The following is a 24935-nucleotide window of genomic DNA, read 5'->3' on the forward strand; positions in this document are numbered from 1 at the left end:
CACCCACCCCGAAGCACGACCCGGAACTGTGAAAGGCACCCTGATGACCATTCGTTTGCGCGCCCCGCGCCGGCTGGTGGCCGCCGCCACGGCGGGCGCTCTGGCCCTCAGCCTGGCCGCCTGCGGCGGGACCACCAAGGACTCCGCGTCCGGCTCGGGGGACGCCAAGGCCGGGGGCAAGGCCTCCGCCGACCCGAACGCGCCGCTGAAGAAGGGCCTGAAGCTGGCTTTCCTGCCCAAGCAGGTCAACAACCCCTACGAGACGATCGTCGACAACGCCGGCATCGCGGCGGCCAAGGAGTTCGGCGGCGAGGCCAAGGAGGTCGGCCCGTCCGACGCCTCCGCGTCCTCGCAGGTCTCCTACATCAACACGCTGATCCAGCAGCGGCACGACGCGATCCTCATCGCCGCCAACGACGAGAACGCCGTGTGCGGGCCGCTCAAGCAGGCGATGTCCAAGAACATCAAGATCGTCGCTTACGACTCCGACACCAACCCCGCCTGCCGGGACGTGTTCATCAACCAGGCCTCCTCGGAGGAGATCGGCCGCAGCGAGGTCAAGCTGCTCGCCGAGCAGATCGGGAGCGAGGGCGAGATCGCGATCCTGTCGGCGACCGCGAACGCCACGAACCAGAACACCTGGATCAAGTTCATGCAGGACGAGCTCAAGAAGCCCGAGTACTCCAAGATGAAGCTCGTCAAGGTGGCCTACGGCGACGACGACGACCAGAAGTCGTTCCAGCAGACCCAGGGCCTGCTCCAGGCGTACCCGAACCTCAAGGGCATCATCTCGCCCACCACGGTCGGCATCGCCGCCGCGGCCCGCTACATCTCCGGCTCCAAGTACAAGGGCAAGGTCGCGCTGACCGGCCTCGGCACCCCCGACCAGATGCGCAAGTTCGTCAAGGACGGCACGGTCAAGGGCTTCGAGCTCTGGGACCCGAAGAACCTCGGCTACCTCGCCGCGTTCGCGGCGGCGGCGCTGTCGTCCGGCCAGATCACCGGCGCGCAGGGCGAGAAGTTCAAGGCCGGCAAGCTCGGCGAGCGCTCGATCGGCGCCAACGGCGAAGTGATCCTCGGCCCGCCGACGGTGTTCGACGCGAAGAACATCGACCAGTACCACTTCTGAATCTGAGCGAAGCGACCCCGGGGGGCGTGGGGGGTCGTCCCCCCACAAGGAGACAGAGATGTCCGGAAGCACGAAGCGCGTCTGCTTCCTGCTGAAGGTCAGGCAGGACCGCCTGGAGGAGTACAAGCTGCGCCACCAGGCGGTCTGGCCCGACATGCTCAGCGCTCTGCGCGACACCGGCTGGCACAACTACTCGCTGTTCCTGCGCGAGGACGGCCTCCTCGTCGGCTACCTGGAGACCGACGACTTCGAGGCCGCGCAGGAGGCGATGGCCCGCACCGAGGTGAACGCGCGGTGGCAGGCGGAGATGGCGCCGTTTTTCGAGGACCTCGACGGCCGCCCCGACGAGGGGATGCGGACGCTCCCCGAGGTCTTCCACCTGGACTGACCAGGTGACGGAGAGAAGAGAGGCAAGCGTGAACGACACCAGCGCGGTGAAGGACGCCCTGCGCCGCCAGCAGATCGAGACCCCCTCGTGGGCGTACGGGAACTCGGGCACCCGCTTCAAGGTCTTCGCCCAGCCGGGCGTGCCGCGCACCCCGCGGGAGAAGATCGACGACGCCGCGCAGGTGCACCGGTTCACCGGCGTCGCCCCCAGCGTGGCGATCCACATCCCCTGGGACCGGGTCGACGACTACGCCGCGCTGGCCGCCCACGCGAAGGAGCGGGGCGTGCGGATCGGGGCGGTGAACACCAACGTCTTCCAGGACGACGACTACATGCTCGGCAGCGTCACCAACCCCGACCCCGCCGTCCGCCGCAAGGCCCTCGACCAGCTGCTCGAAGCCGTCGACATCATGGACGCCACCGGGTCCCGCGACCTGAAGCTGTGGTTCTCCGACGGCACGAACTACCCGGGGCAGGACGACATCCGCGACCGGCAGGACCGGATGGCCGAGGCCCTCGCCGCCGTCTACGAGCGGCTCGGCGACGACCAGCGGTTCCTGCTGGAGTACAAGCTGTTCGAGCCGGCGTTCTACACGACCGACCTGCCGGACTGGGGCACCTCGTACGCGCACTGCCTGAAGCTCGGCCCGAAGGCGCAGGTCGTGGTCGACACCGGCCACCACGCGCCCGGCACCAACATCGAGTTCATCGTGGCGTTCCTGCTGCGCGAGGGGAAGCTCGGCGGGTTCGACTTCAACTCCCGCTTCTACGCCGACGACGACCTGATGGTGGGCGCCGCCGACCCGTTCCAGCTGTTCCGGATCATGTACGAGGTAATGCGCGGCGGTGGCTACGACGCCGAGACGGGCGTGGCGTTCATGCTCGACCAGTGCCACAACATCGAGCCGAAGATCCAGGGCCAGATCCGCTCGGTGATGAACGTCCAGGAGGCCACCGCCAAGGCGCTGCTGCTGGACGCCGACGCCCTGCGGTCGGCGCAGCGGTCCGGTGACGTCCTGGAGGCGAACGCCGTGTTCATGGACGCCTACAACACCGACGTCCGGCCGCTGCTCGCCGAGCTGCGCGAGGAGATGGGCCTGCACCCGGACCCGGTCGCCGCCTACAAGGCGTCCGGCTACTACGAGCGGATCACCGAGGAGCGCAAGGACGGCCAGGCGGCCGGTTGGGGCGCATGAGCATGCCGCGCCGCCCCGTCGCCCTCGTCGCCGCCGCCGGGCTCGTCCTGGCCGTGGCCGTCCCCGCGCACGCGGTGGAGACCGCCGCCCTGCGCGTCGGCGGCCTGGAGACCGAGCACGCCACGACCCCGAACGCCGTCTCGGCCGCGAAGCCGCGCTTCGGATGGGTGCTGAGCGCGGGGGAGCGCGGCCAGCGGCAGACGGCCTACCGCGTGTCCGTCGCCACCGCAGACGGGGACCGCGCCGTCTGGGACTCGGGCGCGGTCGCGTCGGCCCGCGGCTACGACGTGCGCTACGGCGGCCCGGCGCTCAAGGCGGCCACCCGCTACACCTGGCGGGTCAAGGTCGCCGACGCCCGCGGGCACTGGACGCGCTGGAGCGCGCCGACCTGGTTCGAGACCGCGCTCGGCGCGGACGGCTGGCGCGGCTCCTGGATCGGCGCCCCCGAGAGCGCCGCGTCCACGCCCGACCTGCGCGGCACCAGCTGGATCTGGTACCCCGAGGGCGACCCCAAGACGCAGGCGCCCGCCGGCTCGCGCTACTTCCGCGGCGCGTTCGACCTGGCCGCGGTCCCGCAGGGCGCCCGCCTCGTCATGACCGCCGACGACGGCTTCACCGCCTGGGTGAACGGCGCCGAGGTCGGCGGACGCGACCCCGACCCGGTGGCGGAGAACTGGCGGCGCCCCATCGTCGTCGACGTCACCGCCCACCTGCGGGCGGGCCGCAACGTCGTCGCCGTCAAGGCGACCAACGGCAAGGCCAGCCCCGCCGGGCTGCTCGGCCGCCTCGAACTGCCGGGGCAGGACCCGAAGCAGGTCGACACCGGCGCGGCTTGGCGGGCCGCGAACGAGGAGCCCGCCGGAGACTGGAAGGCCGCCGGCTACGACGACGCGGCCTGGCCCGAGGCGAAGGTGCTGGCGGCCTGGGGCGGCGCCCCCTGGGGCGAGGTGAACCCCGAGAAGCCCACCCTCCCCGAGCCGCTCCTGCGCCGCGACTTCACCGTCCCCGGCAAGAAGATCGCCAAGGCGCGGCTGTACGCGGCGGCGGGCGGCTACGCCGAGCTGAGCCTGAACGGCAGGCGCGTCGGCGACGAGGTCCTCCAGCCCGGGTTCGTCCGCTACGACAAGCGCGTCGAGTACGTCACCCGCGACGTGACCCGCATGCTGCGGCACGGCGGCAACGTGATCGGGGCGCGTCTCGGGCGCGGCTTCTACGGCATGACCCAGAAGAACGCCTGGAACTGGAACGCCGCCCCGTGGACCGGTGAGCCGCGTCTGCTGGCCCAGCTCGTCGTCACCTACGACGACGGCGGCACCCAGACGATCGCGACCGACGGGCAGTGGCGCTACGCCGAGGGCCCCGTCCGCTACGACTCCCTCTACGGCGGGGAGACCTACGACGCCCGCGAGGAGAAGCCCGGCTGGGACCGTCCCGGCTTCGACGCCTCCTCCTGGCGGCAGGCGGCGACGGTCACGGCCCCGGCCGCGACCGTGGTGCCCGAGGAGCACGAGCCGATCAAGGTCGCCCGCACCCTGCGGCCCGTCGCGGTCACCAACCCCGCCTCCGGCGTCTACGTGTTCAAGATGCCCCACAACACCGCCGGGTGGGCCCGTATCAGGACCAGCGGCCCGAAGGGCGCGACCGTCAGCCTCAAGTACGGCGAGCGGCTCAACTCCGACGGCACCGTCCAGGCGGGCAACGGCCTGGTCACCGGCCGCTTCCAGACCGACGAGTACGTCCTGGCCGGGCGCGGGACGACCGAGACGTGGGAGGCCCGCTACAGCTACAAGGGCTTCCAGTACGTCCAGGTGACGGGCTGGCCGGGGGAGCCGCCCACCGCCGACGACCTCGACGGCCGCGAGGTGCACAGCGACCTGCGCTCGAACGGCTCGTTCCGCAGCTCCAACGACCTGTTCAACACGCTGGAGACCGTCACCCGGCAGACCGTCGTCAACAACTGGCACGGCATCCCGACCGACACCCCCATGTACGAGAAGAACGGGTGGACGGGCGACGCGCAGCTCATGGCCGAGATGGAGATGGGCCGCTTCGACCTGCGCCGGCTGTTCGCCAAGTGGATGACCGACCACCGCGACAGCCAGGGCCCCGACGGGACCGTCCCGGGCATCGTGCCCGACAACGGCTGGGGCCTCGGCTACTACGGGCAGGCGCCGCCGTGGCACGCCTCCCTCACCGAGATCCCCTGGCAGATGTACCAGCGGTACGGCGACCGCGACGTCCTCACCGCGACCTACCCGGCGATGCGGGCGTACCTGGACGGATGGCTCAAGCGCGCCGACGGGGCGGGGCTCTACCCGAGCAGCCTCAACGACTACCTCGCCCCCGGGTACAACGGCAACACCCCCGAGGACGGGCGCCTGCACGGCACCGCCTACACCTACTCCAACGCGACGATCATCGCGGACGTGGCGGAGGTCCTCGGCCACGGCGACGACGCAGCCCGCTACCGGGCCGCCGCCGCCCGCGCCAAGGACGCCTTCAACAAGGCGTTCCTGCGCGGCGACGCCTACGTCACCAAGTCCGACCCCGGCTACCGGCAGACCAACGCGCTGCTCGCCCTGGCCCTCGGCCTCGCGCCGCAGGAGTCGCAGAAGGCCGTCACCGACCGGCTCGTCCGGGACGTCCAGGAGCGCGGCGACCACCTCAACACCGGGGCGCTCGGCACCAAGTACCTGCTGACCGAGCTGACCAGGCGCGGCCACGGCGACCTCGCCTACCGCGTCGCCGACCAGCGCACCTATCCGGGCTGGGGGTACTGGACCGCGAACGGCGCCACCACCCTGTGGGAGCGCTGGGACCTGGACTCGCGGTCCCGCGACCACGTCTTCCTCGGCGGCGCCATCGGCGAGTGGTTCACCGAGGACCTCGCCGGGATCACGCCGGCCGCGCCCGGATTCGACCGGGTGCGGATCGCGCCGCAGCCGGTCGGCGACCTGACCTCGGTGAACGGCTCCACGGCCACGCCGCACGGCCCGGTCGCGGTCCGCTGGACGAAGTCCGGCTCCGGGTTCGAACTGCGGGTGAGCGTCCCCGTCGGCGCCACCGCCGAGATCGAACTGCCCGCCGCGGCCGCGGACCGGGTCAGCGAGAGCGGACGGCCGCTGACGGCCGCCCGGGGCGTGCGCGTCCTCGGCACCGGCCAGGGCGCGGGCGGGAGCGTCGTCCGGGTGGAGGCCGCGTCCGGCTCCTACACCTTCCACGCACGTCCATGAAGCCACGCACGTCCATGAAGCCACGCACACGAGGAGACATCCGATGACCGCCACTCCACCCGAGGTGGAGCGCCTGCTGGAACGCGCCAACACCCTCGGCTCGGACCCGCGCAACACCAACTACGCGGGCGGCAACGCGTCCGCGAAGGCCACGGTCACCGACCCCGTGACGGCCCGCGACATCGAGCTGATGTGGGTGAAGGGCTCGGGCGGCGACCTCGGCACCCTCACCGAGAAGGGCCTGGCCGTCCTGCGGCTGGACCGGATGCGCGCCCTCGTGGACGTCTACCCGGGCGTCGAGCGCGAGGACGAGATGGTCGCGGCGTTCGACTACTGCCTGCACGGCAAGGGCGGCGCCGCGCCGTCCATCGACACCGCCATGCACGGCCTCGTGGAGGCCGCGCACGTCGACCACCTGCACCCCGACTCCGGCATCGCGATCGCGACGGCCGCAGACGGCGAGGAGCTGACGCGCCGGATCTTCGGGGACCGGGTGGCGTGGGTGCCGTGGCGGCGCCCCGGCTTCCAGCTCGGCCTGGACATCGCCGAGATCAAGCGCGCCAACCCGGGCGCCATCGGGGTGGTCCTCGGCGGGCACGGCATCACCGCGTGGGGCGGGACGAGCGAGGAGTGCGAGGCCAACTCCCTCGACATCATCCGCACCGCCGAGGCCTACATCGCCGAGCACGGCAGGCCCGACCCGTTCGGCGAGATCGTCCACCCGGTGCTGCCCGAGGACGAGCGGCACGCCCGCGCCGCCGCGCTGTTCCCACTCGTGCGGGGCCTGGCGTCCACGGACCGGCCGCAGGTCGGGCACTACACCGACAGCGAGGCGGTGCTGGACTTCGTGTCCCGCGCCGAGCACCCCCGGCTCGCCGCGCTCGGCACGTCGTGCCCGGACCACTTCCTGCGCACCAAGGTCGCGCCGATGGTGCTGGACCTGCCGCCGGACGCGCCGCTCGACGACGTCAGGACGCGGCTCGGGGAACTGCACGCCGCCTACCGCGAGGAGTACGCCGCCTACTACGACCGGCACGCCGGCCCGGACTCGCCGCCGATGCGCGGCGCGGACCCGGCGATCGTGCTGGTGCCGGGCGTCGGCATGTTCTCCTTCGGGGCGAACAAGCAGACCGCGCGGGTCGCCGGCGAGTTCTACGTCAACGCGATCAACGTGATGCGCGGCGCGGAGGCGCTGTCGGCGTACGCGCCGATCGACGAGGCGGAGAAGTTCCGCATCGAGTACTGGGAGCTGGAGGAGGCCAAGCTGCGCCGGATGCCGGCGAGCAAGCCCCTCGCCTCGCGCGTCGCGCTCGTCACCGGCGGCGGCTCCGGCATCGGCGCGGCCACGGCCCGCCGCCTCGCCGCCGAGGGCGCCTGCGTCGTCGTCGCCGACCGGGACCTCGGGGCGGCCGAGAAGGTCGCCGCGGAGATCGGCGCCACCGCGCTGCGCGCCCCGGACGTCGCGATCGCCGTCGGCGCGGACGTGACCTCCGAGGACGAGATCACCGCGGCCGTCCGGGAGGCGGTCCTGGCGTTCGGCGGCGTCGACCTCGTCGTCAACAACGCCGGCCTGTCCATCTCCAAGCCGCTGCTGGAGACGACCGCCGCCGACTGGGACCTCCAGCACGACGTCATGGCGCGCGGCTCGTTCCTGGTGTCCCGCGAGACCGCCCGCGTCATGGTCGAGCAGGGCATGGGCGGCGACATCGTCTACATCTCGTCCAAGAACGGGGTGTTCGCCGGTCCGAACAACATCGCCTACGGCGCGACCAAGGCCGACCAGGCGCACCAGGTGCGGCTGCTGGCCGCCGAGCTCGGCGAGCACGGCATCCGCGTCAACGGGGTCAACCCGGACGGGGTCGTGCGCGGTTCGGGGATCTTCGCCGGCGGCTGGGGCGCCAAGCGCGCCGCCGTGTACGGCGTCGAGGAGGAGAGGCTCGGCGAGTTCTACGCCCAGCGGACGCTGCTCAAGCGCGAGGTGCTGCCCGAGCACGTCGCCGCCGCCGTCTTCGCCCTCACCGGCGGGGACCTGACCCACACCACCGGACTGCACGTCCCCGTGGACGCCGGCGTCGCCGCCGCGTTCCTGCGCTGAGGGAGGAACCGCCCCGTTGGAAGAAGGCCGGCCGGCGGCCCGGACCGCGCGGCCGCGGCGCTCACCCCGCCGCGTCCGCGCCGTCCCCACCGGGCCGCCGGCCGTCCCTGCTGGGCCCGCTCGACCAAGTGAACCCGAAGGGATAACGATGCCGCCGGCTGAGAAGTTCGCGCGCTCCCACGTGTCCGCCGTCACCTTCCTGGCCCTGGGCGCCGCCGCCCTGGTCGCCCTCCCGCCCGCCGCCGCGTCCGCCTCCCCGAAAGGACTCGGCCTTCCGTCCCTCACCCGCGCCGACCGCTACGTCCTCGCCCCCTCCGGCCGCAACGTCCGCCCCGTGCGGGCCGCGGAGGCGTACGGGGTCAACGGCGACCACGTGACCGCCGCCTCCGGCACGTCCGAGAAGGGCCACGACCTCGACGCCGGGTCCTCCACCGCCGCCAAGGCCGACGGCGTCATGACCCGCCAGACGGGCGGCGAAGCAGGCGCGGCGTTCGGCTACCGGCTGCGGGTCACGCCCGGGCGCGCGGTCACGCTGCGGGTCGAGGAGGCCGGCAGCGCCACGGCGCACTACGAGGTGCTCGTGAACGGGACGGTCGTCCACGAGCGCGCACCGGACCCGGCCCAGGCCGGCGTGTGGAGCGGCGACAAGGCGGGCCTCGTCCACTACGACGTGGCCGTCCCGGCGCAGCTCGTGGGTTCGTCCAAGGACATGCGGGTCACGTTCCGCAACACCGGCAAGCCGGGCCCCGGCGCCCGCGTCCACGCCGTGTGGACGTTGTACAAGGACGGCCAGGCCCCCGCGGCGCCCTACGGCGGGACGGTGCGGAACCCGTCCGGCGCCTTCCGGAACGGCACGACCACGCTCGGTTCCAACGAGTACGGCCGCCCCTACGTCGTCTACGACTTCGGGCAGGAGGTCGGCGGGCAGATCCAGGTCACCGCCGAAGCTCGCAAGGGCTCGCCCAGGATCGGCCTGGCGTTCAGCGAGAGCGCGCAATACCTCACGACCGCCTCCGACTACAGCCAGGACCCGGTCGGCCTCGCCACCGAGACCCACTACCTGGAAACCCGGTCGCCATCTCACGACAAGAACGGGCGTTCCGCGCTCACCGACCCCGTCATCCGCGGCGGGTTCCGCTACCTCATGGTCTTCCTCGACGGCCCCGGCGAGGTGCGGCTGTCCGACCTGCGGCTGAAGTTCACCGCCGACCCCGCCAACCCCGACCTGGACGGCTACAAGGGCGCGTTCCTGTCCAGCGACGACACCCTGAACCGGCTCTGGTACGCGGGCGCCTACACCGTCCAGATGTCGACGATCGATCCGGCCACCGGGCGCCCCTACCCGGGCCAGGAGGGCCCGGTCCGCAACGACGCCATCGTCGGCGAGGGCGACAGCGTCATCAGCGACGGCGCCAAGCGCGACCGCATGATCTGGGGCGGGGACAACGCGGTCGCCGACCCGGTGGCCTACCTGTCGACCGGGCAGGCCGGTCCGGCGGCCGGCGCCGTCGGGTTCATGGCCAAGGGCCAGGCCGCCGACGGACAGATCCCCGGCCTCTACCTGACCGACAAGTTCGGCTACAACATGGGCTGGGGCGAGTACGCGGCCTGGTGGGTCCACAACTACTGGACGCACTACCTCTACACCGGCGACCAGGCGTTCTTCGACAAGTGGTACGACGCGATGAAGAAGAACGTCGCGTGGCTGGAGTCGAACGCGGGCGACGACGGCCTCCTCAGCATGAAGGGCGCCGGCGGCACCTGGGGCTACGGCAACGAGGCTGGCGGCACCTACGTGTCGTCCCTGTACGTCAAGGTGCTCGGCCAGGCCGCGCAGGCCGCCGAGGCCAAGGGCGACACCGGGCTCGCCGGTACCTACCGCGAGCGCGCGGCCCGTACCGCCAAGGCGGTGAACGACCGCCTGTGGGACCCGGCCGCGGGCGCCTACAAGGTCAGCCCGTCCGACGGGAACCACCCCCAGGACGGCAACGCCATGGCGGTCGTCGCGGGCGTCGCCACGGGCGACCGCGCGGCGTCGGTGCTGAAATTCTTCGGCGACAGGCTCGCCGACCCGCACGGCGACCTCACCGTGGACAGGGCGGGCGGCGCCGTCCCGCAGTACATCAGCCCTTTCGTGTCCGCGCAGGCCCTGCTCGCCCACTCCTCCCAGGGCGACACGGCCGGCGCGATGTCGCTGCTGCGCCGCACCTGGTACCCGATGCTCGGCAAGGCGCAGCCCGGGACGCTCTGGGAGAACGTCAGCCGGGCGGGCGCGCCGCAGCTCGGCTCGTACACGAGCCTGTCGCACGGGTGGGCCGCCGCGCCGACCTCGTTCCTGACCAACCAGGTGCTCGGCGTCGCCCCGGCCTCCGGCGGCTTCCGGACGTTCACCGTCCTGCCGCACCCGGCGAGCGGGCTGCGCTGGGCCCAGGGGCGGGTGCCGACGCCGCACGGCGACATCACCGCCGCCTGGAAGCGCGACGGCGGGACGTTCACGCTGCGCGTCGACGCGCCGCGCGGGACCACCGCGACGGTCGGCGTCCCCGCCCGGGGCGCGTCCGAGGTCCGCGCCGGCGGGACGGTCGTCTGGCGGCACGGCGCCGCCGTGAAACCCGGCGTCACCGTCCGGGACGGCCTCGTCCAGGTGCCCGGCCTCACCGGCACGTCCATCCTGACCGCGTCCCGCTGACTGGAGTGATCATGGCTACCCCCACTGCCCGGCGCTCCCTCGCCCGCGCGGCCGCGGCCGCCGCCCTCTCGGTCACGAGCACCCTCGCGCTCGCCGTCCCCGCCGTCGCCTCGCCTCCCGCGAAGGGGCCCTGGCAGGACGCCTCCTACACGCCGCGCCCCGGCCAGTGGCGGCCGTACGTCCTGGCCCCCTCCGGCCGGGACGTCTCGCCGGCCAGGGTGTTCAAGGCCGACCCGCGCCAGGGCGCGATCGACGGCGACCCGCGCCGCGCGCTGCGGCGGGGAGGCGACGCGGTCCGCCTCACGGGCGCCGCCGACCGGGCGGGCTCCCCGCTGCTGATCGTCGACTTCGGCAAGGAGGTCGCCGGGCACCTCAAGGTCCGGGTGAACGGCGCCTCCGCGGACCGGCCCGGGCTGCGCGCCTGCTTCTCCGAATCGGTCGAGTACATGGCGCTCGCCCCGGACGCCAACGACGGCCAAGGGAAGATCGCACCGGGCTGCGACACCGCCAACATCTGGAACGGGTTCCCCGGCCAGCCCTACACCCAGGACACCGACAGCCACGCCCTCCCGCTGGACGGGGTGAGCGTGCCCGGCACCGTCCGCGACAAGGAGCTGCGCGGCGGCTTCCGTTACGCGACCCTCTTCCTGGACGGCCCGGGGCACGTCGACGTCGACGAGATCTCCCTCGACTTCACCGCCGCGCCGGACCAGCGCGACCTGGACGGCTACCGCGGCCACTTCCTCTCCAGTGACGACGAGCTGAACAAGATCTGGTATGCGGGCGCCTACACCGTGCAGATCAACACCGGCGCCTCGAACACGGCGAAGAAGTGGCCCTACCAGCCGGGGGAGGGCGACCACGCCGACGCGCAGGTCCCGCACGCCGACCCGCGCACCTCCGTGATCTACGACGGCGGCAAGCGCGACCGGATCGTCTGGCAGGGCGACCTCGCCGTCCAGGCGCCCGTCGCCTACGTCAGCACCTACGACCTGGGCTCGGTCGCCAACTCGCTGTCGTCGCTCGCCGCCCAGCAGCTCCCGGACGGCTACATGCCCGCCGCGAGCCTCGTCGGGCAGCACAACCAGAACGAGCTGCGCACCTACGGCGAGTACGTCACCTGGTTCGTGTCCAACATGTACGAGCACTGGTGGTACACCGGCGACCGCGCCTACCTGGACCGGTGGTGGCCCCAGCTCACCCGGGCGACCGCCTGGCTGGAGTCGGTCCGCGCCGCGGACGACGGCGGCCTGATCGGCTTCAAGGACTCCGGCTCGTGCGGCCACTACGGGTACTCGGACTGCGGCCACGAGACCTACGTCAACGCCCTCTACGCCCGCAACCTCGACCAGATGGCCGCGATGGCGAAGGCGCGCGGCGACGCGTCCGCCGCCACCGCCTACGCCGGACGGGCCGCCTCGGTGAAGCGGGCCGTCAACGACCAGCTGTGGGACGAGACGACCGGCGCGTACCGCCTGTCCCGGGAGATCCCCGGCGCCTACCCGCAGGACGGCAACGTCACCGCCGTCCTCACCGGCATCGCCGGGGGCGACCGCGCCAAGCGGGCCCTCGCCTACCTGCGCGCCCGCAACTGGACGGACATCGGCTCGCTCACCGTCTCCCAGTCCACCCCCAACGCGAGCCTCCCGCCGTTCTACGCGCCGCTGCCGAGCGGGTTCGAGGCCGACGCCCGGCTGGAGACCGGCGACGCGTCCGGCCTGGAGCTGATCCGCCGCTTCTGGGGCCACCAGCTCAGGCAGGACCCCGGCTCCACGTTCTGGGAGCACATGCAGCCGGACGGCACGCCCAACCTCAAGCAGTTCTCCAGCCTGGCGCACGGCTGGGCCGCGCAGCCGACCGTCACCCTCAGCACCAGGGTGCTCGGGGTGCGCGCCGCCGCCCCCGGGTACGAATCCTGGTCCGTGGTCCCCTTCACCGGGGACCTGACCTGGGCCGAGGGCACGGTCCCGACCCCGCACGGCGACCTCGCCGCGTCCTGGCGCAGGAGCGGCGGCGGCCTCCGGCTGACGGTCACCGCGCCGCGCGGCACGCACGGCCGGCTCGGCGTCCCGATCACCCCGTCCACCCGGCGGGTCACCCTCGACGGCCGGACGGTCTGGGCCGGCGGGAAGGCCACCGCGCCGGGCGTGTCCGGAGACGGCGGCCACGTCTACGTGGACGGGGCGTCCGCCGGGCGCCACACCCTCACGGCCCGTTAGGAAAGGACAACCAATGGCAGACACCACAGCGCCGCCGCCGGTGAAGGTCGGCCTCGTCGCCGGGGGGCTCGGCGCCTACTGGCCGCAGTTCCCCGACCTGCTGCCGCAGCTCCAGCGGTCCGCCGAGCGCGTCTCGGAGCGGATGCGCGGGCTCGGCGCCGAGGTCGTCGACGTCGGGTTCATCTCCGACGCGCAGGAGGGCGCGGCGGCGGCCGAGCGGCTGCGGGCCGCGGGCTGCGACATCATCGTCGGCTTCCTCACCACCTACATGACCGCGACGATGCTGGTCCCGGTGGCGCAGCGGGCGGACGCGCCCGTCCTGCTGATCAACCTGCAGCCCACCGAGTCGATGGACCACGCCACCTTCGACACCGGGCAGTGGCTCGCCTACTGCGGCGCCTGCCCGCTGCCGGAGATGGCGAACGCGTTCGCGCGCTGCGGCGTCCCGTTCCGCTCGGTGTCGGGCTACCTGGAGGACGAGCGCGCCTGGGCGAGGATCGGCCGCTGGGTGCGCGCCGCCGGGGTCCGCGCGGCGCTGCGGCGGGGCAGGCACGGGCTGATGGGCCACCTGTACCCGGGCATGCTCGACGTCTCCACCGACCTCACGCTCGTGAGCGCCAACTTCGGCGGGCACGTCGAGGTGCTGGAGTTCGACGACCTGCGGGTCCGGGTCGAGAAGGTCACCGAGGCCGAGACGGCCGCCAAGCGGGCCGAGGCGGAGAAGATCTTCGAGCTGGACGCGTCCGTCGACGACGACGACCTGACCTGGGCGGCGCGCGTCTCGGTCGGCCTCGACCGCCTCGTCGAGGACTTCGAGCTGGACAGCCTCGCCTACTACCACCGCGGCCTGGACGGCGAGGTGCACGAGCGGCTCGGCGCCGGGATGATCCTCGGCGCGTCGCTGCTGACCGCGCGCGGGATCCCGGCGGCGGGGGAGTACGAGCTGCGCACCTCCCTGGCGATGCTGATCGCCGACCGGCTCGGCGCGGGCGGCTCCTTCACCGAGCTGCAGGCGCTCGACTTCCACCGCGGCCACGTCGAGATGGGCCACGACGGGCCCGCGCACCTGGCGATCAGCGCCCGCCGCCCGCTGCTGCGCGGACTCGGCGTCTACCACGGCAAGCGCGGTTACGGCGTGTCCGTCGAGTTCGACGTCAGGCACGGCCCGGTCACCGCGATCGGGGTCATCCAGCGCCGCGACGGCCGGTTCGCGCTCGCCGCGTCCGAGGGCGAGACCGTGGACGGGCCGCTGCTGAAGATCGGCAACACCACCTCCCGCGTCGACTTCGGCTGCGACCCCGGCGAGTGGACCGACGCGTGGTCGGCCACCGGGATCTCCCACCACTGGGCCCTCGGGACGGGCCACCGCGTCGCCGAACTCAAGGCCCTCGCCGACCTCCTGGAGATCGAACTGGTCCATGTGAACCCCTGACGACACCCTTACGGCGCGACGCCGTCACCCCCCACCCCCGCGCAGGTCCGAAGGATGTTCCGTCATGCCCGAAATCCCCCTACCACGCGGTGCCGTCTGCGGCGTCGCCCTCTGCCTCACGCTCACCGCCGTCACCGCACTGCCCGCCCGCGCGGACGCCCCAGGGCTGCGCGCCACCGGGCTGCGGACCGACGCGCTCGACGACCCCCTCGGCATCGACGACACGACGCCCACCCTGAGCTGGCGCCTGTCCGCCCCGGGCCGCGGCTCCGCGCAGGCCGCCTACCAGGTGGTCGCGGCGACGTCCCGGGGCCGGCTCGGCAGCGCCGACCTGTGGGACTCCGGCAAGGTCTCCTCAGGCGCCGCCGACGCCGTCTACCGGGGCACGGCGCTCACCTCCCGCCGCCAGGTGTGGTGGCGGGTCCGGGTCTGGGACGGTTCGGGGCGCGCGTCGGACTGGAGCACCCCGGCCCGGTTCGAGACGGGCCTGCTCGCCAAGGACGACTGGTCCGCCAAGTGGATCGGCGACGAGCGCTGGCTGAACCGGGAGCCCACCCCCGCCACCGTCGCGCTGCCCGCCGGGACCAGGGCCCGCCACCTGCGGCTGGACGTGACGAAGCTGGGCCTGCCGGTCAAGGAGGGCGGTTCGCTTCTGTCGCGGCTCCAGCTCGCCGAGATCGAGGCGCTCGACCCGTCCGGGGCCGACGTGGCGAAGGGCGCGAAGGTCACCGCGTCGGAGGTCCGCGAATACCCCGGCAAGTGGATGCCGGAGTTCGTCACCGACGGATCCCTCACCACGCAGAAGGCCCCGTTCGGGTACACGAGCCCCGCCTACGGCTCGCAGGACCCCGGCCACCACATCTGGCTCCAGCTCGACCTCGGCGCCGTCAAGGACCTCGCGTCGGTCAAGCTGTACCCGCGCACCGACCTGATGACGGCCGACGGCAAGACGCCGAACTTCCCCGTCGACTACACGCTGCAGACCTCCGACTCGGCGGACGGCCCGTTCGCCACCGCCAAGACCGTCACCGGCCAGGAGCCACCGCCCGCCTACCAGACGGACCTGCCGCGGCTGCCCCTCCTCGCGCGGCAGTTCTCGCTGAAGGACAAGGTGCGGTCCGCGCGGCTCTACATCACCGCGCTCGGCATCTACGACGCCACCGTCAACGGCCGACCGGTGAGCGACGCCGTCCTGGAACCGCCGAACACCGACTACCGCAAGCGCGCCGAGTACGCGGCCTACGACGTCACGAAGCTGCTGCGGCGCGGCGGCAACGCGATCGGCGTCCGGCTCGGCAACGGCACCTACAACGTCACCTCCACCAGCGACCGCTACACCAAGTACGTCGGGGCGCAGGGCGCGCCGAAGCTGCTCGCCCAGCTGGAGGTCACGCTCGCGGACGGGACGACCGCCCGGGTCGCCACCGACCGGTCATGGCGCACCGACCTGGGCCCGACCACGTTCACGCACTGGTACGGCGGTGAGGACGAGGACGCCCGCCTCGCGCGCGACGGCTGGGACGAGCCGTCGGCGGACCTGGCGTCCTGGCGCCCGGCCGCCGAGGCCCCCGACCCCGGCATCGCGCTCACCTCGCGCATGTCACCCGCGATCGTGCCCGTCGGCCGCCGCCGGACCGTGAAGGTCACGCAGCCCGAGAAGGGCACCTACGTCTTCGACCTCGGCGAGAACATCGCGGGCTGGCCGCAGATCCGGGTCGGTGGCCCGCGCGGGACGGAACTGACGCTCAAGCCGGGGGAGCGGCTCGGCGCGGACGGCCTCGTCGAGCAGGGCACGATGATCGCCGGCGGTGCGCGGCGTCCCCCGGTCGAGGACCACTACACCCTCGCCGGGAAGGGCACGGAGACCTGGCACCCCCGCTTCGTCTACCACGGCTTCCGCTACCTCCAGGTGACGGGCCTGCCGTCCGCGCCGGACGCGGACGCCGTGTCGGCCGTCGTGCTGCGCGCGGGCAACGCCTCCGCCGGATCGTTCGAGAGCTCCGACCTGCTGCTGAACGGCATCCACACGATCATCGACCGGTCGATCCAGGGCAACATGTACAGCATCCTGACCGACTGCCCCGACCGGGAGAAGCTCGGCTGGCTGGAGGAGACCCAGCTCGTCCAGGGGTCGGTCACCCGCAACTACGACGTCGCCGCCTACTACCCGGCGCTGCTGCGCAACATGGCCGAGGCGCAGACCTCCGACGGGCTCGTCCCCGACATCGCGCCCGAGTACGTCCAGTTCTCCGGCGGCGTCCGCGACGACCCGAACTGGGGCAGCGCCATCATCCTGGCGGCCTGGCAGCACTACCGCACCTACGGCGACACCCGCCCGCTGCGCGACTTCTACCCGAACATGCGGCGCTACCTGGACTACCTGACCTCCAAGGCGAAGGGGAACCTGCTCGACTACGGCCTCGGCGACTGGGCCGCCGTCGACAAGACCACGCCGCGCGGGATCGCCGCCACGTACGGCTACCAGCGCAGCGCCGCCGCGCTCGCCTCCGTCGCCGGGCTGCTCGGCAAGGACGACGACGCCGCCCGCTACCGCAAGCTCGCCGGCGACATCGCGAGCGCCTTCAACGCCGAGTACCTGGACGAGGCCCGGCACACCTACGGCTCCGGCAGCCAGGCCGGGGACGCGTTCGCGCTCGACCTCGGCATCGTCCCGGAGACGCAGCGGCAGCCCGTCCTCGACCACCTCGTCGCCTCCGTCAAGGCCAAGGGGTACCACCTCACGGTCGGTGAGATCGCGCTGCCCGCGCTGTTCCGGGTGCTGTCGGCGGCCGGGCGCGACGACGTCATCCTCACCGTCGCGCAGCAGGTCACCGACCCCAGCTACGGCTACCAGGTCGTGCACGGCGCGACCGCGCTCACCGAGTACTGGGACGGCCCGACCGGCTACGGCTCCCAGAACCACTTCATGCTGGGCGCCATCGACGAGTGGTTCGGCGCCGGGCTCGCCGGGATCGGCCAGGCCGCCGACTCGGTCGCGTTCGGCAGGCTCGTGGTCCGGCCCGCCGTCGTCGGCGACCTGACCCGCGCCGCCTCCACCTACCGCACGCCGCGCGGCGCCGTCTCCAGCGCGTGGCGCCGGTCCGGGCACGACCTGCGGCTCGACGTGACCGTCCCGCCGGGCGCCCCCGCGCGCGTGGAGGTGCCGCTGCTCGGCGCGTCCGGTGCCCAGGCCCCGGCCGGCGCCAAGGCCCTCGGCGTCCAGGACGGGCGAGCCGTCTACGAGGTCGGATCCGGGTCCTGGACGTTCACCGTCCGCACCCCCGGCTCCGTGCGGCAGGACCGGACCCAGCTCGCCGTCGAACCCCCGTTCGGCGTCGACGTCCCCGTCATCGAGGGCGAGTCCTCGAAGGCCCGGTTCCGCGTCACCAACCTCGAACGCCGCGCCGTCACCGTCCCGGTGAAGGCCGCCGCGTCGGACGGCTTCACGGCCGGGGCCGCGGGACGGGTCACGATCCCCGCGGGCGGCTCCACCGAGGTCCCGGTCACGATCGGGCGCACCGGCGCCGCGACGGACGGGACCGTCACCCTCACCGTCGACGACGAGAGCGTGCGGGCACCGGTGCGCGTCACCGGGAACCTCGTGCGCGTCGCCGAGATGTCGGCCTCCAGCACCCACAGCGGCTCGTCGCCCGCGTGGGCCAACGACGGCGGCACCGACTCCGGCGTCTGGCTCAACGGCGTCGGCGGATGGAACGACGACACCGCCGGGGACTTCCCCGACACCCTCACCGCCACCTGGGACGAGCCGCGCCGCGTCGGCCGCGTGAAGGTCCTCACGCTCGACGACCCGGCGCATCCGGCCGCCAAGACCGGCATCCGCGACTTCGACGTCCAGGCACGCGTGGACGGGACGTGGACGACGGTCGGCACCGTCACCGGCAGCACCGCCGGGACGGTCGAGAAGACCTTCGCGCCCGTCGAGGCGTCGGCGCTCCGGCTCCTCGTCCACGACTCCAACGACCACAACTACAGCCGCGTCATCGAGCTGGAGGGCTACACCTCATGACCCGTTCCAAGGCCCGGCTGCTCGCGGTCCCCGCGGCCGCGCTCGTGGCCCTGTCCGGCCTCGCGGTCGCCGGGGCCGCGGAGGCCGCCCCGCCGTCCGGTCCGGGCGTCCCGGCCCTGACCCGCGCGACCTTCGCCGACCCTCCGGCGTCCGTGCGGCCCAAGTACCGCTGGTGGCAGCCCCTGGCCCACACCGACGACAGGGAACTGGCCGCGGAGCTCGAACAGATCAGGAAGGCGGGCGGCGGGGGAGCCGAGGTCGCCCCGTTCAGCGTGGAGGGCGCCGGCAACAACTCCCCGGAGTTCCTGAAGACCTACGGGTGGGGCACCCCGCTGTGGGCGCAGAAGACCCGGACGATGCTGGCCGCCGCCAAGGCCAACGGCCTCGGCCTGGACTTCACCATCGGCCCGCGCTGGCCCGCGACGGTTCCCACCGTGAACGACGTCAACGATCCGAGCGCGCAGCAGCAGGTCGTCTTCTCCCATGAGTTCCACAAGGGCGGCACGGGCAGGTCCGGTGCGCTGCCGGCGAACTTCAACGTCGCGCCGCCCGCCGGCGCGAAGAAGACGCTCATCGCGGCTCTCGTCGCCAAGTGCGCCGACGCGGGCTGCGCCTCCGCCGGCGGCCCGCGGATGCTGGACCGCGCGAGCGTCACCGACGTCACCTCCAAGGTGGACGCCCAGGGCGGCCTCGCGGTCGACTTCCCCGGCGACGGCGAGAGCACCTACGCGCTGATCGCCTTCTACCAGACGCCCAGCGGGCAGTCCCTGTCCGGCTACACCGCGACCGGCACCAACTACGCCCTCGACCCGTTCAGCAAGGCCGGCGCGAAGGCGACCACGGACTTCTACGACGAGCACATCCTCACCCCCGACGTGCGGAAGCTGCTCGCCCAGATGGGCGAGAGCGACCTGTTCGAGGACTCGCTCGAACTCGGCACCACCCAGAAGTGGACGTCCGAGCTGGTCGGCGAGTGGACGAAGCTGCGCGGCTACTCGCCGGTCGAGGTGCTCCCCGCCCTCGCCGGCGCCGGTGACCAGGGCATCACCGACCGGCCGTTCTTCGACTTCGGCGGCGGCGCCGGCGCCCGGGTCCGCACCGACTACCGGCAGACCCTCAGCGACCTCTACATCCGCAACCGGCTCGACGTGCTGCGCGAGTGGGCCCACAAGCACCACATCAGCACCCGCATCCAGCCCTACGGCATCCCGGTGGACGTCCCGGAGGCCGCCTCGCACGTCGACGTCCCCGAGGGCGAGTCCCTCGCGTTCGGGCAGTCGGTCGGGGCCTACAGCAACGTGCAGGACTACCGGGTCGTCGCCACGGGCGCGCACGTGTCCGGGCGGCCGGTGGTGTCGGACGAGTGCTGCGCCTTCTCCGGCTCGGTGTGGGGCTCGACGGCCGGCGCCGGAACGGACGCCTCGAACCTCCAGGCGGTCTACCGGGGCTTCGCCGGCGGCGTCAACCAGGTCGTCTGGCACGGCTTCCCGTACCTGAGCAGGGGGCCCGCGGGCGCCGGCCCGCAGTCGGCCTGGCCCGGCATGACCTACGGCGGCAACACCTCCTACTCGGAGGCGTTCGGCGACAAGGGCGGCCCGAACTGGGCCGACTACCGGGCGGTCAATGACAGCCTGGCCCGGATGCAGCTCGTGCTGCGGCAGGGCAAGCCCCGGTTCGACCTGGCCGTGTACTGGCAGGACTTCGGGATGAACGGCACCGGCACCACCGGGAGCGGGTCGAACAAGCTGATCCAGAGCTCCTCGGCGCTGGCGTCGGCCGGATACACCTACGAGTACCTCAGCCCGGGACTGCTGCGGCGCAAGGACGCCTCCTTCTCCCGCGGCGCCCTGTTCGGCGACCGCTCCGCCTACCACGCGGTGCTGCTGAACGACCAGAAGACGATGCCGGTCGACGCCGCGGAGAAGCTGCTCCGGCTCGCGCGGCAGGGGCTGCCCGTCGTCATCGTCGGGGACGTTCCGAGCACCGTGCCCGGCAACGGTGACACCGCACGGCAGGACGCGCGGCTGAAGTCGGCCGTCTCCGAACTCCTCAAGCAGCGCGGCGTGGTGCGGGTGGCGAGCGAGGCGGACGCGCCGGACGCGCTGCGGCGCCTGAACGTCACGCCCGCCGCCACGCCGCACGACGGCTCGGGCGCGATCCTCGACGTGCGCCGCCAGGCGGGCTCCACCGACTACTACTACCTGTACAACCAGACGAACACCGCGACCGCGCAGAAGGTCACCCTGACCGGCGACGGCGTCCCCTACCGGCTGGACACCTGGACCGGGAAGATCACCCCGATCAGCGGCTACACGTCCGGGCACGGCACCGTCACCGTCCCGGTCCGGCTGGCCGCGAACGACGCCGCGGTCATCGCGGTCACGCCGCGGCACGACGCCACCTTCACCGGCCGCCCGCAGACCGCCCGCCCGCAGGGCGGGCAGAGCACGGCGGCCGTTCCGCCGCCGGTGAAGCTCGACGAGTGGTCGCTGTCGGTGGACTCCTGGGGCCCCGGGCCCTCCGGACGGCCCGGCGACACCGCGCACACGACGCTCGGGCCGGTCACGGTGAAGGCCGGGGAGGGCGGCGCGCTGCCCGCCTGGTCGGCGATCACCAAGGCCAACGGCCACCCCGTGGACCTCGCGGACGTCTCGGGCGTGGGCACCTACACCGCGAACGTCGCCCTGGACGACGGCTGGAAGGGCATCGACTCGGCCGCGCTCGACCTCGGGACACCGGTGGACACCGTCCGGGTGAACGTCAACGGCCACGACCTCCCGCCGCTGAACCAGGCCGACCTGCGGCACGTCCAGGTGGGCCGGTACCTGCGGCCCGGGAACAACACGATCACCGTGCGGGTCGCCTCCACGCTGCTCAACGCGGTCCGCTCCGCGCCCGGCACCGGGGCCTCGTCCCGGGCGCCGATGGACTACGGGCTGTTCGGCCCCGCCGTCCTCACCCCGTCCGGTGGCGACCGGCCGGTGCTGACCGCCGAGGCGCTCGAACCGGAGCTGCCGCTGGCGGACGGCGGCTACAACCGCGCGAACGTGCTGGTCACCAACGCCTCCGGGCGCGCGGCGAACGTGACGGTCACCGCGTCCGCGGCCGAGGGGATCAGCGCCGAGCCGGAGCGGGGCCGCGTGGCGGTGCCCGCCGGCGGCTCGGTGACGGTGCCCGTCGGGCTGCGCGGCAAGGGCGTCGCGTCCGGCGCGAGCACCCTGAAGGTGACCGCGCGCAGCGACGCCGGACCGTCCGCCGTCACGGCGGTGACCCTGCGGCACTCCGGTGACCTCGCCCTCAACCCGGGCGGCACGCCGTTCCCGCGGGTGGTCGCCGATGCCGGACAGGACCGGTACCCGGCCAAGCTCGCCGTGGACGGGTCACCGAGCACGTTCTGGGTGTCGTGGGGCCGCGCCGCGGGCCAGGGACCGACCCCCACGGACCCGGTCCGCTACGGCGTCGACTTCGGCGCGCCGGTCGAGTTCGGCTCGGTCGTCGTGGGCGGGCGCTCCAACTACGGGCCGCGCGACTACGGCGTCCAGGTCTCCTCGGACGGCCGGAACTGGCGCACCGTGGCCACCGCCACGGACACGCCCAAGGAGGGCGGGACGACGGCCTTCGCCAAGGTCAGCGCCCGCTACGTGCGCCTGGACATCACCAGGAGCTGGGACGGCATCGCCGCGAACGTGCAGATGAGCGGGTTCTCCGTAAGGCCGTAGGCCGGAGGGCCGGGGGCGCGAGGGCGCCCCCGGCCCCGTCCGGCGGATGACCCCAAGCCGCAGCAACGAACTGGAGGACCACTCCTCATGATCCGTTCCAAGACGTTCCGCGTCGCCGCCGCGGCCGGGCTCTCGGCCGCCGTGGTGGCGCTTCCCGGGACCGCGCAGGCGGCTTTGAAGGCCGGGCACGCGCCGCAGGCGCCGGCCGGGCTGACCGTGGGGGACCAGGCCCGCCCGCTGAGCGTGGAGGGCGCGCCGCTGTTCGGGTGGACGCCCCGTGACCGCGACCCCGGGGAGGTGCAGAGCGCGTACGAGATCATCGTGCGGGGGCCGTCCGGCACGGCGGTCTGGGACAGCGGCCGGGTCCGGTCGGGGAGCCAGGAGTACGTGCGGTACGCCGGGCCGTCGCTCGCGCCGGAAACGTCCTACACGTGGACCGTCCGGACCTGGGACTCCTCCGGAAAGCGCTCTCCGTGGGCGCGGCCCGCCGCGTTCGACACCGGGCTCTCCGACCGGGACTGGCAGGCCACCTGGATCCGGCGCACCACCGCGGAGGCCGACGACTACACACTCGCCCGCAAGGACTTCACGGTCGGCGCGTCGAAGGTCGTGCGGGCCCGCGTGCACATCGCGGCCGGCCAGCAGTACGCACTGCACCTGAACGGCGAGACCGTCGACCGCGGCCCGGCCTTCGAGTACGCCGACGACGGCTTCTACAAGACCGTCGACGTCACCTCGAAGGTGAAGGCCGGGCGGCCCGCCACGATCGGCGCGCTCTACCACTGGTACGGGTCGGGGCAGGGGCGTCCGAAGGGCGAGCCCGGCCTGCTCGTCCGGCTGGTCATCGACCACGCCGACGGGACCCGGCAGGTCGTCGTCACCGACGGGACGTGGAAGGTCACGCGCGCCCCCTGGAAGAAGGCGCCGAAGCGCAACGGAGACGCTGGCGACTACGTCGAGGACATCGACGGCACCGCCGCCCCGCTCGGCTGGGACGAGCCGGGGCACGACACGTCCGCCTGGCAGGACCCCCAGGTCGTCGGGGTCCATCCCGCGTCCGGGTTCAAGCACCTGCACGGGCAGGAGACCGCGCTCTCGTACCAGGCCGTCCGGCCCGTGAAGGTCACGCGGCTGGACTCGGGCGCGCTGGTCGCCGACTTCGGGAAGGTGATCCCGGCCGTGCCGGTGGTGCGGTTCCGCGACGGCGTCGCCGGACGTCACGTCGACATGCACGCCTCCTACGTCCTCAACGACGACGGGACGGTCTCCCGCTCCAAGGACGACAACCAGGACACCGACCTCAGCTACGGCTACACCCAGCGCGCAGGCGACCAGACCTTCCGGCCCCTCACCTATGTCGGCTTCCGCTACCTGGAGATCGCGCCGGACGCCGGAGCCGAGGCCGGCGACGTCTCCGCCGTCCTCCAGCACGACGAGGTGACCCGCGGCGGCCGGCTCCGCACGTCCGACGCGGGAGTGAACGCGGCCTACGACCTGATGGCGCGGTCGGCGCTGTACGGGTCGCAGTCCCAGTTCCTCGACACGCCGACCCGGGAGAAGGGGCAGTTCCTCGGCGACTCGGTCGACACCTCGCTCGCCATGATGGGCGCCTACGGGGAGCGGCGGCTGACCCGGCAGGCGATCCGCGAGTTCATCGCGTCGCAGGCGCGGTACTGGCCGGACGGACGCCTCAACGCGGTCTACCCGAACGGCGACGGCAAGCGCGACATCCCCGACTACACCGAGATGTTCCCCGGCTGGATCTGGGACTACTACGAGCAGTCCGGCGACGCGTCCACCCTGGCGGAGGCATACCCCGTGATGAGCGCGGTCGCCGGCTACGTCCGCCGCTACATCGCGGAGGGGACGGGCCTGGTCACCAACCTCGAAGGAGGGTCCGGGCAGTACAGGTACGGCATCATCGACTGGCCCGCGACCATGCGCTACGGGCACGACATGGACACCGCCGCCCGCACGGTCATCAACGTGCTCGGCGTGGACGTCCTGAACGCCACCGCCCGCGCCGCCGACGCGCTCGGCAGGAACGGTGACGCGGAGGCGCTGCGCAAGGACGCCGGGACGCTCACCGGCAACATCAACGCCAAGCTCCGCCGTCCCGACGGCGTCTACATCGACGGCCTGAAGAGCGACGGCGCCCAGAGCACGCACGCCTCGCAGATCGCCAACGCCTACGCGCTCGCCTACGGCGTCGCCCCCGCCGACGGGCGGGAGAAGGTCGAGTCGTACATCGCCGGGCTCGGCATGCAGATGGGGCCGATGACCGCGCACCGGCTGCTGGAGGCGCTCGGCGGCCGTCCCGCGGACGTCGTCACCCGCCTCACCGACACGAAGGGGCCGGGCTGGGGCAACATCCTCGCGCGCGGCGGCACCTTCACCTGGGAGTCGTGGGACGCCCCCGAGACCGGGCAGAGCTTCTCCCACCCCTGGGGCGCGACGTCGCTGGTCGAGGTGCAGCAGACCCTCCTCGGCGTCACCGTGACCGCCCCGGCCTCGGCCGCCGTCCGCATCAGGCCGCCGCTGACCGGGCTGGACCGCGCGTCCGGGACCGTCCCGCTGCAGCGCGGAGACGTCGGCGTCACGTGGAAGCGCGCCGGCCGTGGCTTCTCCCTCGACGCGGACATCCCGGTCAACGTCCGCGCCGAGATCCACGTCCCGGCGCGTTCGGCCGGTGACGTCCACGTCTCCGGACCGGGCGGCGCCCGCTTCACCGGGATGAAGGACGGCTACGCCGTGTTCGAAGCCGGCTCCGGGCACCTCACCTTCCGATCCGACCACCTCTGAGGAGCAC

11 protein-coding genes are annotated in these 24935 nt (G+C 73.1%); all 11 read left to right on the top strand.

Annotation, left to right across the window (positions count from 1 at the left end; genetic code table 11):
* Positions 1-43 precede the first annotated feature (43 nt).
* The 11 genes from rhaS to AB0C84_RS14255 all read left to right on the top strand — a co-directional run bounded on the left by rhaS (position 44) and on the right by AB0C84_RS14255 (position 24928).
* Positions 44-1129 (top strand): rhamnose ABC transporter substrate-binding protein, encoded by a 1086-nt coding sequence (rhaS, locus tag AB0C84_RS14205; protein ID WP_179847792.1) that lies wholly within the window; start codon positions 44-46, stop codon positions 1127-1129.
* A 58-nt stretch (positions 1130-1187) separates the two neighbouring features.
* Complete coding sequence (locus tag AB0C84_RS14210) at positions 1188-1517, top strand: L-rhamnose mutarotase (protein ID WP_179847793.1); 330 nt, start codon at positions 1188-1190, stop codon at positions 1515-1517.
* Positions 1518-1545: 28 nt separating this feature from the next.
* Positions 1546-2712 carry an L-rhamnose isomerase gene (gene rhaI, locus AB0C84_RS14215; RefSeq protein WP_361065368.1) on the top strand — a complete coding sequence of 389 codons (1167 nt, stop codon included), beginning with the start codon at positions 1546-1548 and terminating at the stop codon, positions 2710-2712.
* Positions 2709-5945 (top strand): family 78 glycoside hydrolase catalytic domain, encoded by a 3237-nt coding sequence (locus AB0C84_RS14220; protein WP_361065371.1) that lies wholly within the window; start codon positions 2709-2711, stop codon positions 5943-5945. The genes rhaI and AB0C84_RS14220 overlap by 4 nt, the downstream gene beginning before the upstream one ends.
* Before the next feature lie 43 nt (positions 5946-5988).
* Positions 5989-8040: a bifunctional aldolase/short-chain dehydrogenase gene (locus tag AB0C84_RS14225; protein WP_361065375.1), complete on the top strand. Its 2052-nt coding sequence runs from the start codon at positions 5989-5991 to the stop codon at positions 8038-8040.
* Between the two features lie 148 nt (positions 8041-8188).
* Positions 8189-10729: an alpha-L-rhamnosidase C-terminal domain-containing protein gene (locus tag AB0C84_RS14230; protein WP_361065378.1), complete on the top strand. Its 2541-nt coding sequence runs from the start codon at positions 8189-8191 to the stop codon at positions 10727-10729.
* Positions 10730-10740: 11 nt separating this feature from the next.
* Complete coding sequence (locus AB0C84_RS14235) at positions 10741-12948, top strand: alpha-L-rhamnosidase C-terminal domain-containing protein (protein WP_361065381.1); 2208 nt, start codon at positions 10741-10743, stop codon at positions 12946-12948.
* Between the two features lie 13 nt (positions 12949-12961).
* Positions 12962-14380: an L-fucose/L-arabinose isomerase family protein gene (locus tag AB0C84_RS14240; protein ID WP_361065384.1), complete on the top strand. Its 1419-nt coding sequence runs from the start codon at positions 12962-12964 to the stop codon at positions 14378-14380.
* 64 nt (positions 14381-14444) lie between these two features.
* Entirely contained in the window at positions 14445-18407 is a 3963-nt protein-coding gene (locus AB0C84_RS14245) for a family 78 glycoside hydrolase catalytic domain (RefSeq protein WP_361065387.1), read from the top strand.
* Positions 18404-22126, top strand: coding sequence for a glycosyl hydrolase (locus AB0C84_RS14250; RefSeq protein WP_361065390.1), 3723 nt, complete (start codon positions 18404-18406; stop codon positions 22124-22126). The genes AB0C84_RS14245 and AB0C84_RS14250 overlap by 4 nt, the downstream gene beginning before the upstream one ends.
* A gap of 87 nt (positions 22127-22213) precedes the next feature.
* On the top strand, positions 22214-24928 hold the full coding sequence (locus AB0C84_RS14255) for a family 78 glycoside hydrolase catalytic domain (RefSeq protein ID WP_361065393.1): 2715 nt from the start codon (positions 22214-22216) through the stop codon (positions 24926-24928).
* The last annotated feature ends 7 nt before the right edge of the window (positions 24929-24935 follow it).

The sequence above is a fragment of the Actinomadura sp. NPDC048955 genome, from assembly GCF_040649435.1.
GTDB lineage: Bacteria > Actinomycetota > Actinomycetes > Streptosporangiales > Streptosporangiaceae > Spirillospora > Spirillospora luteofluorescens.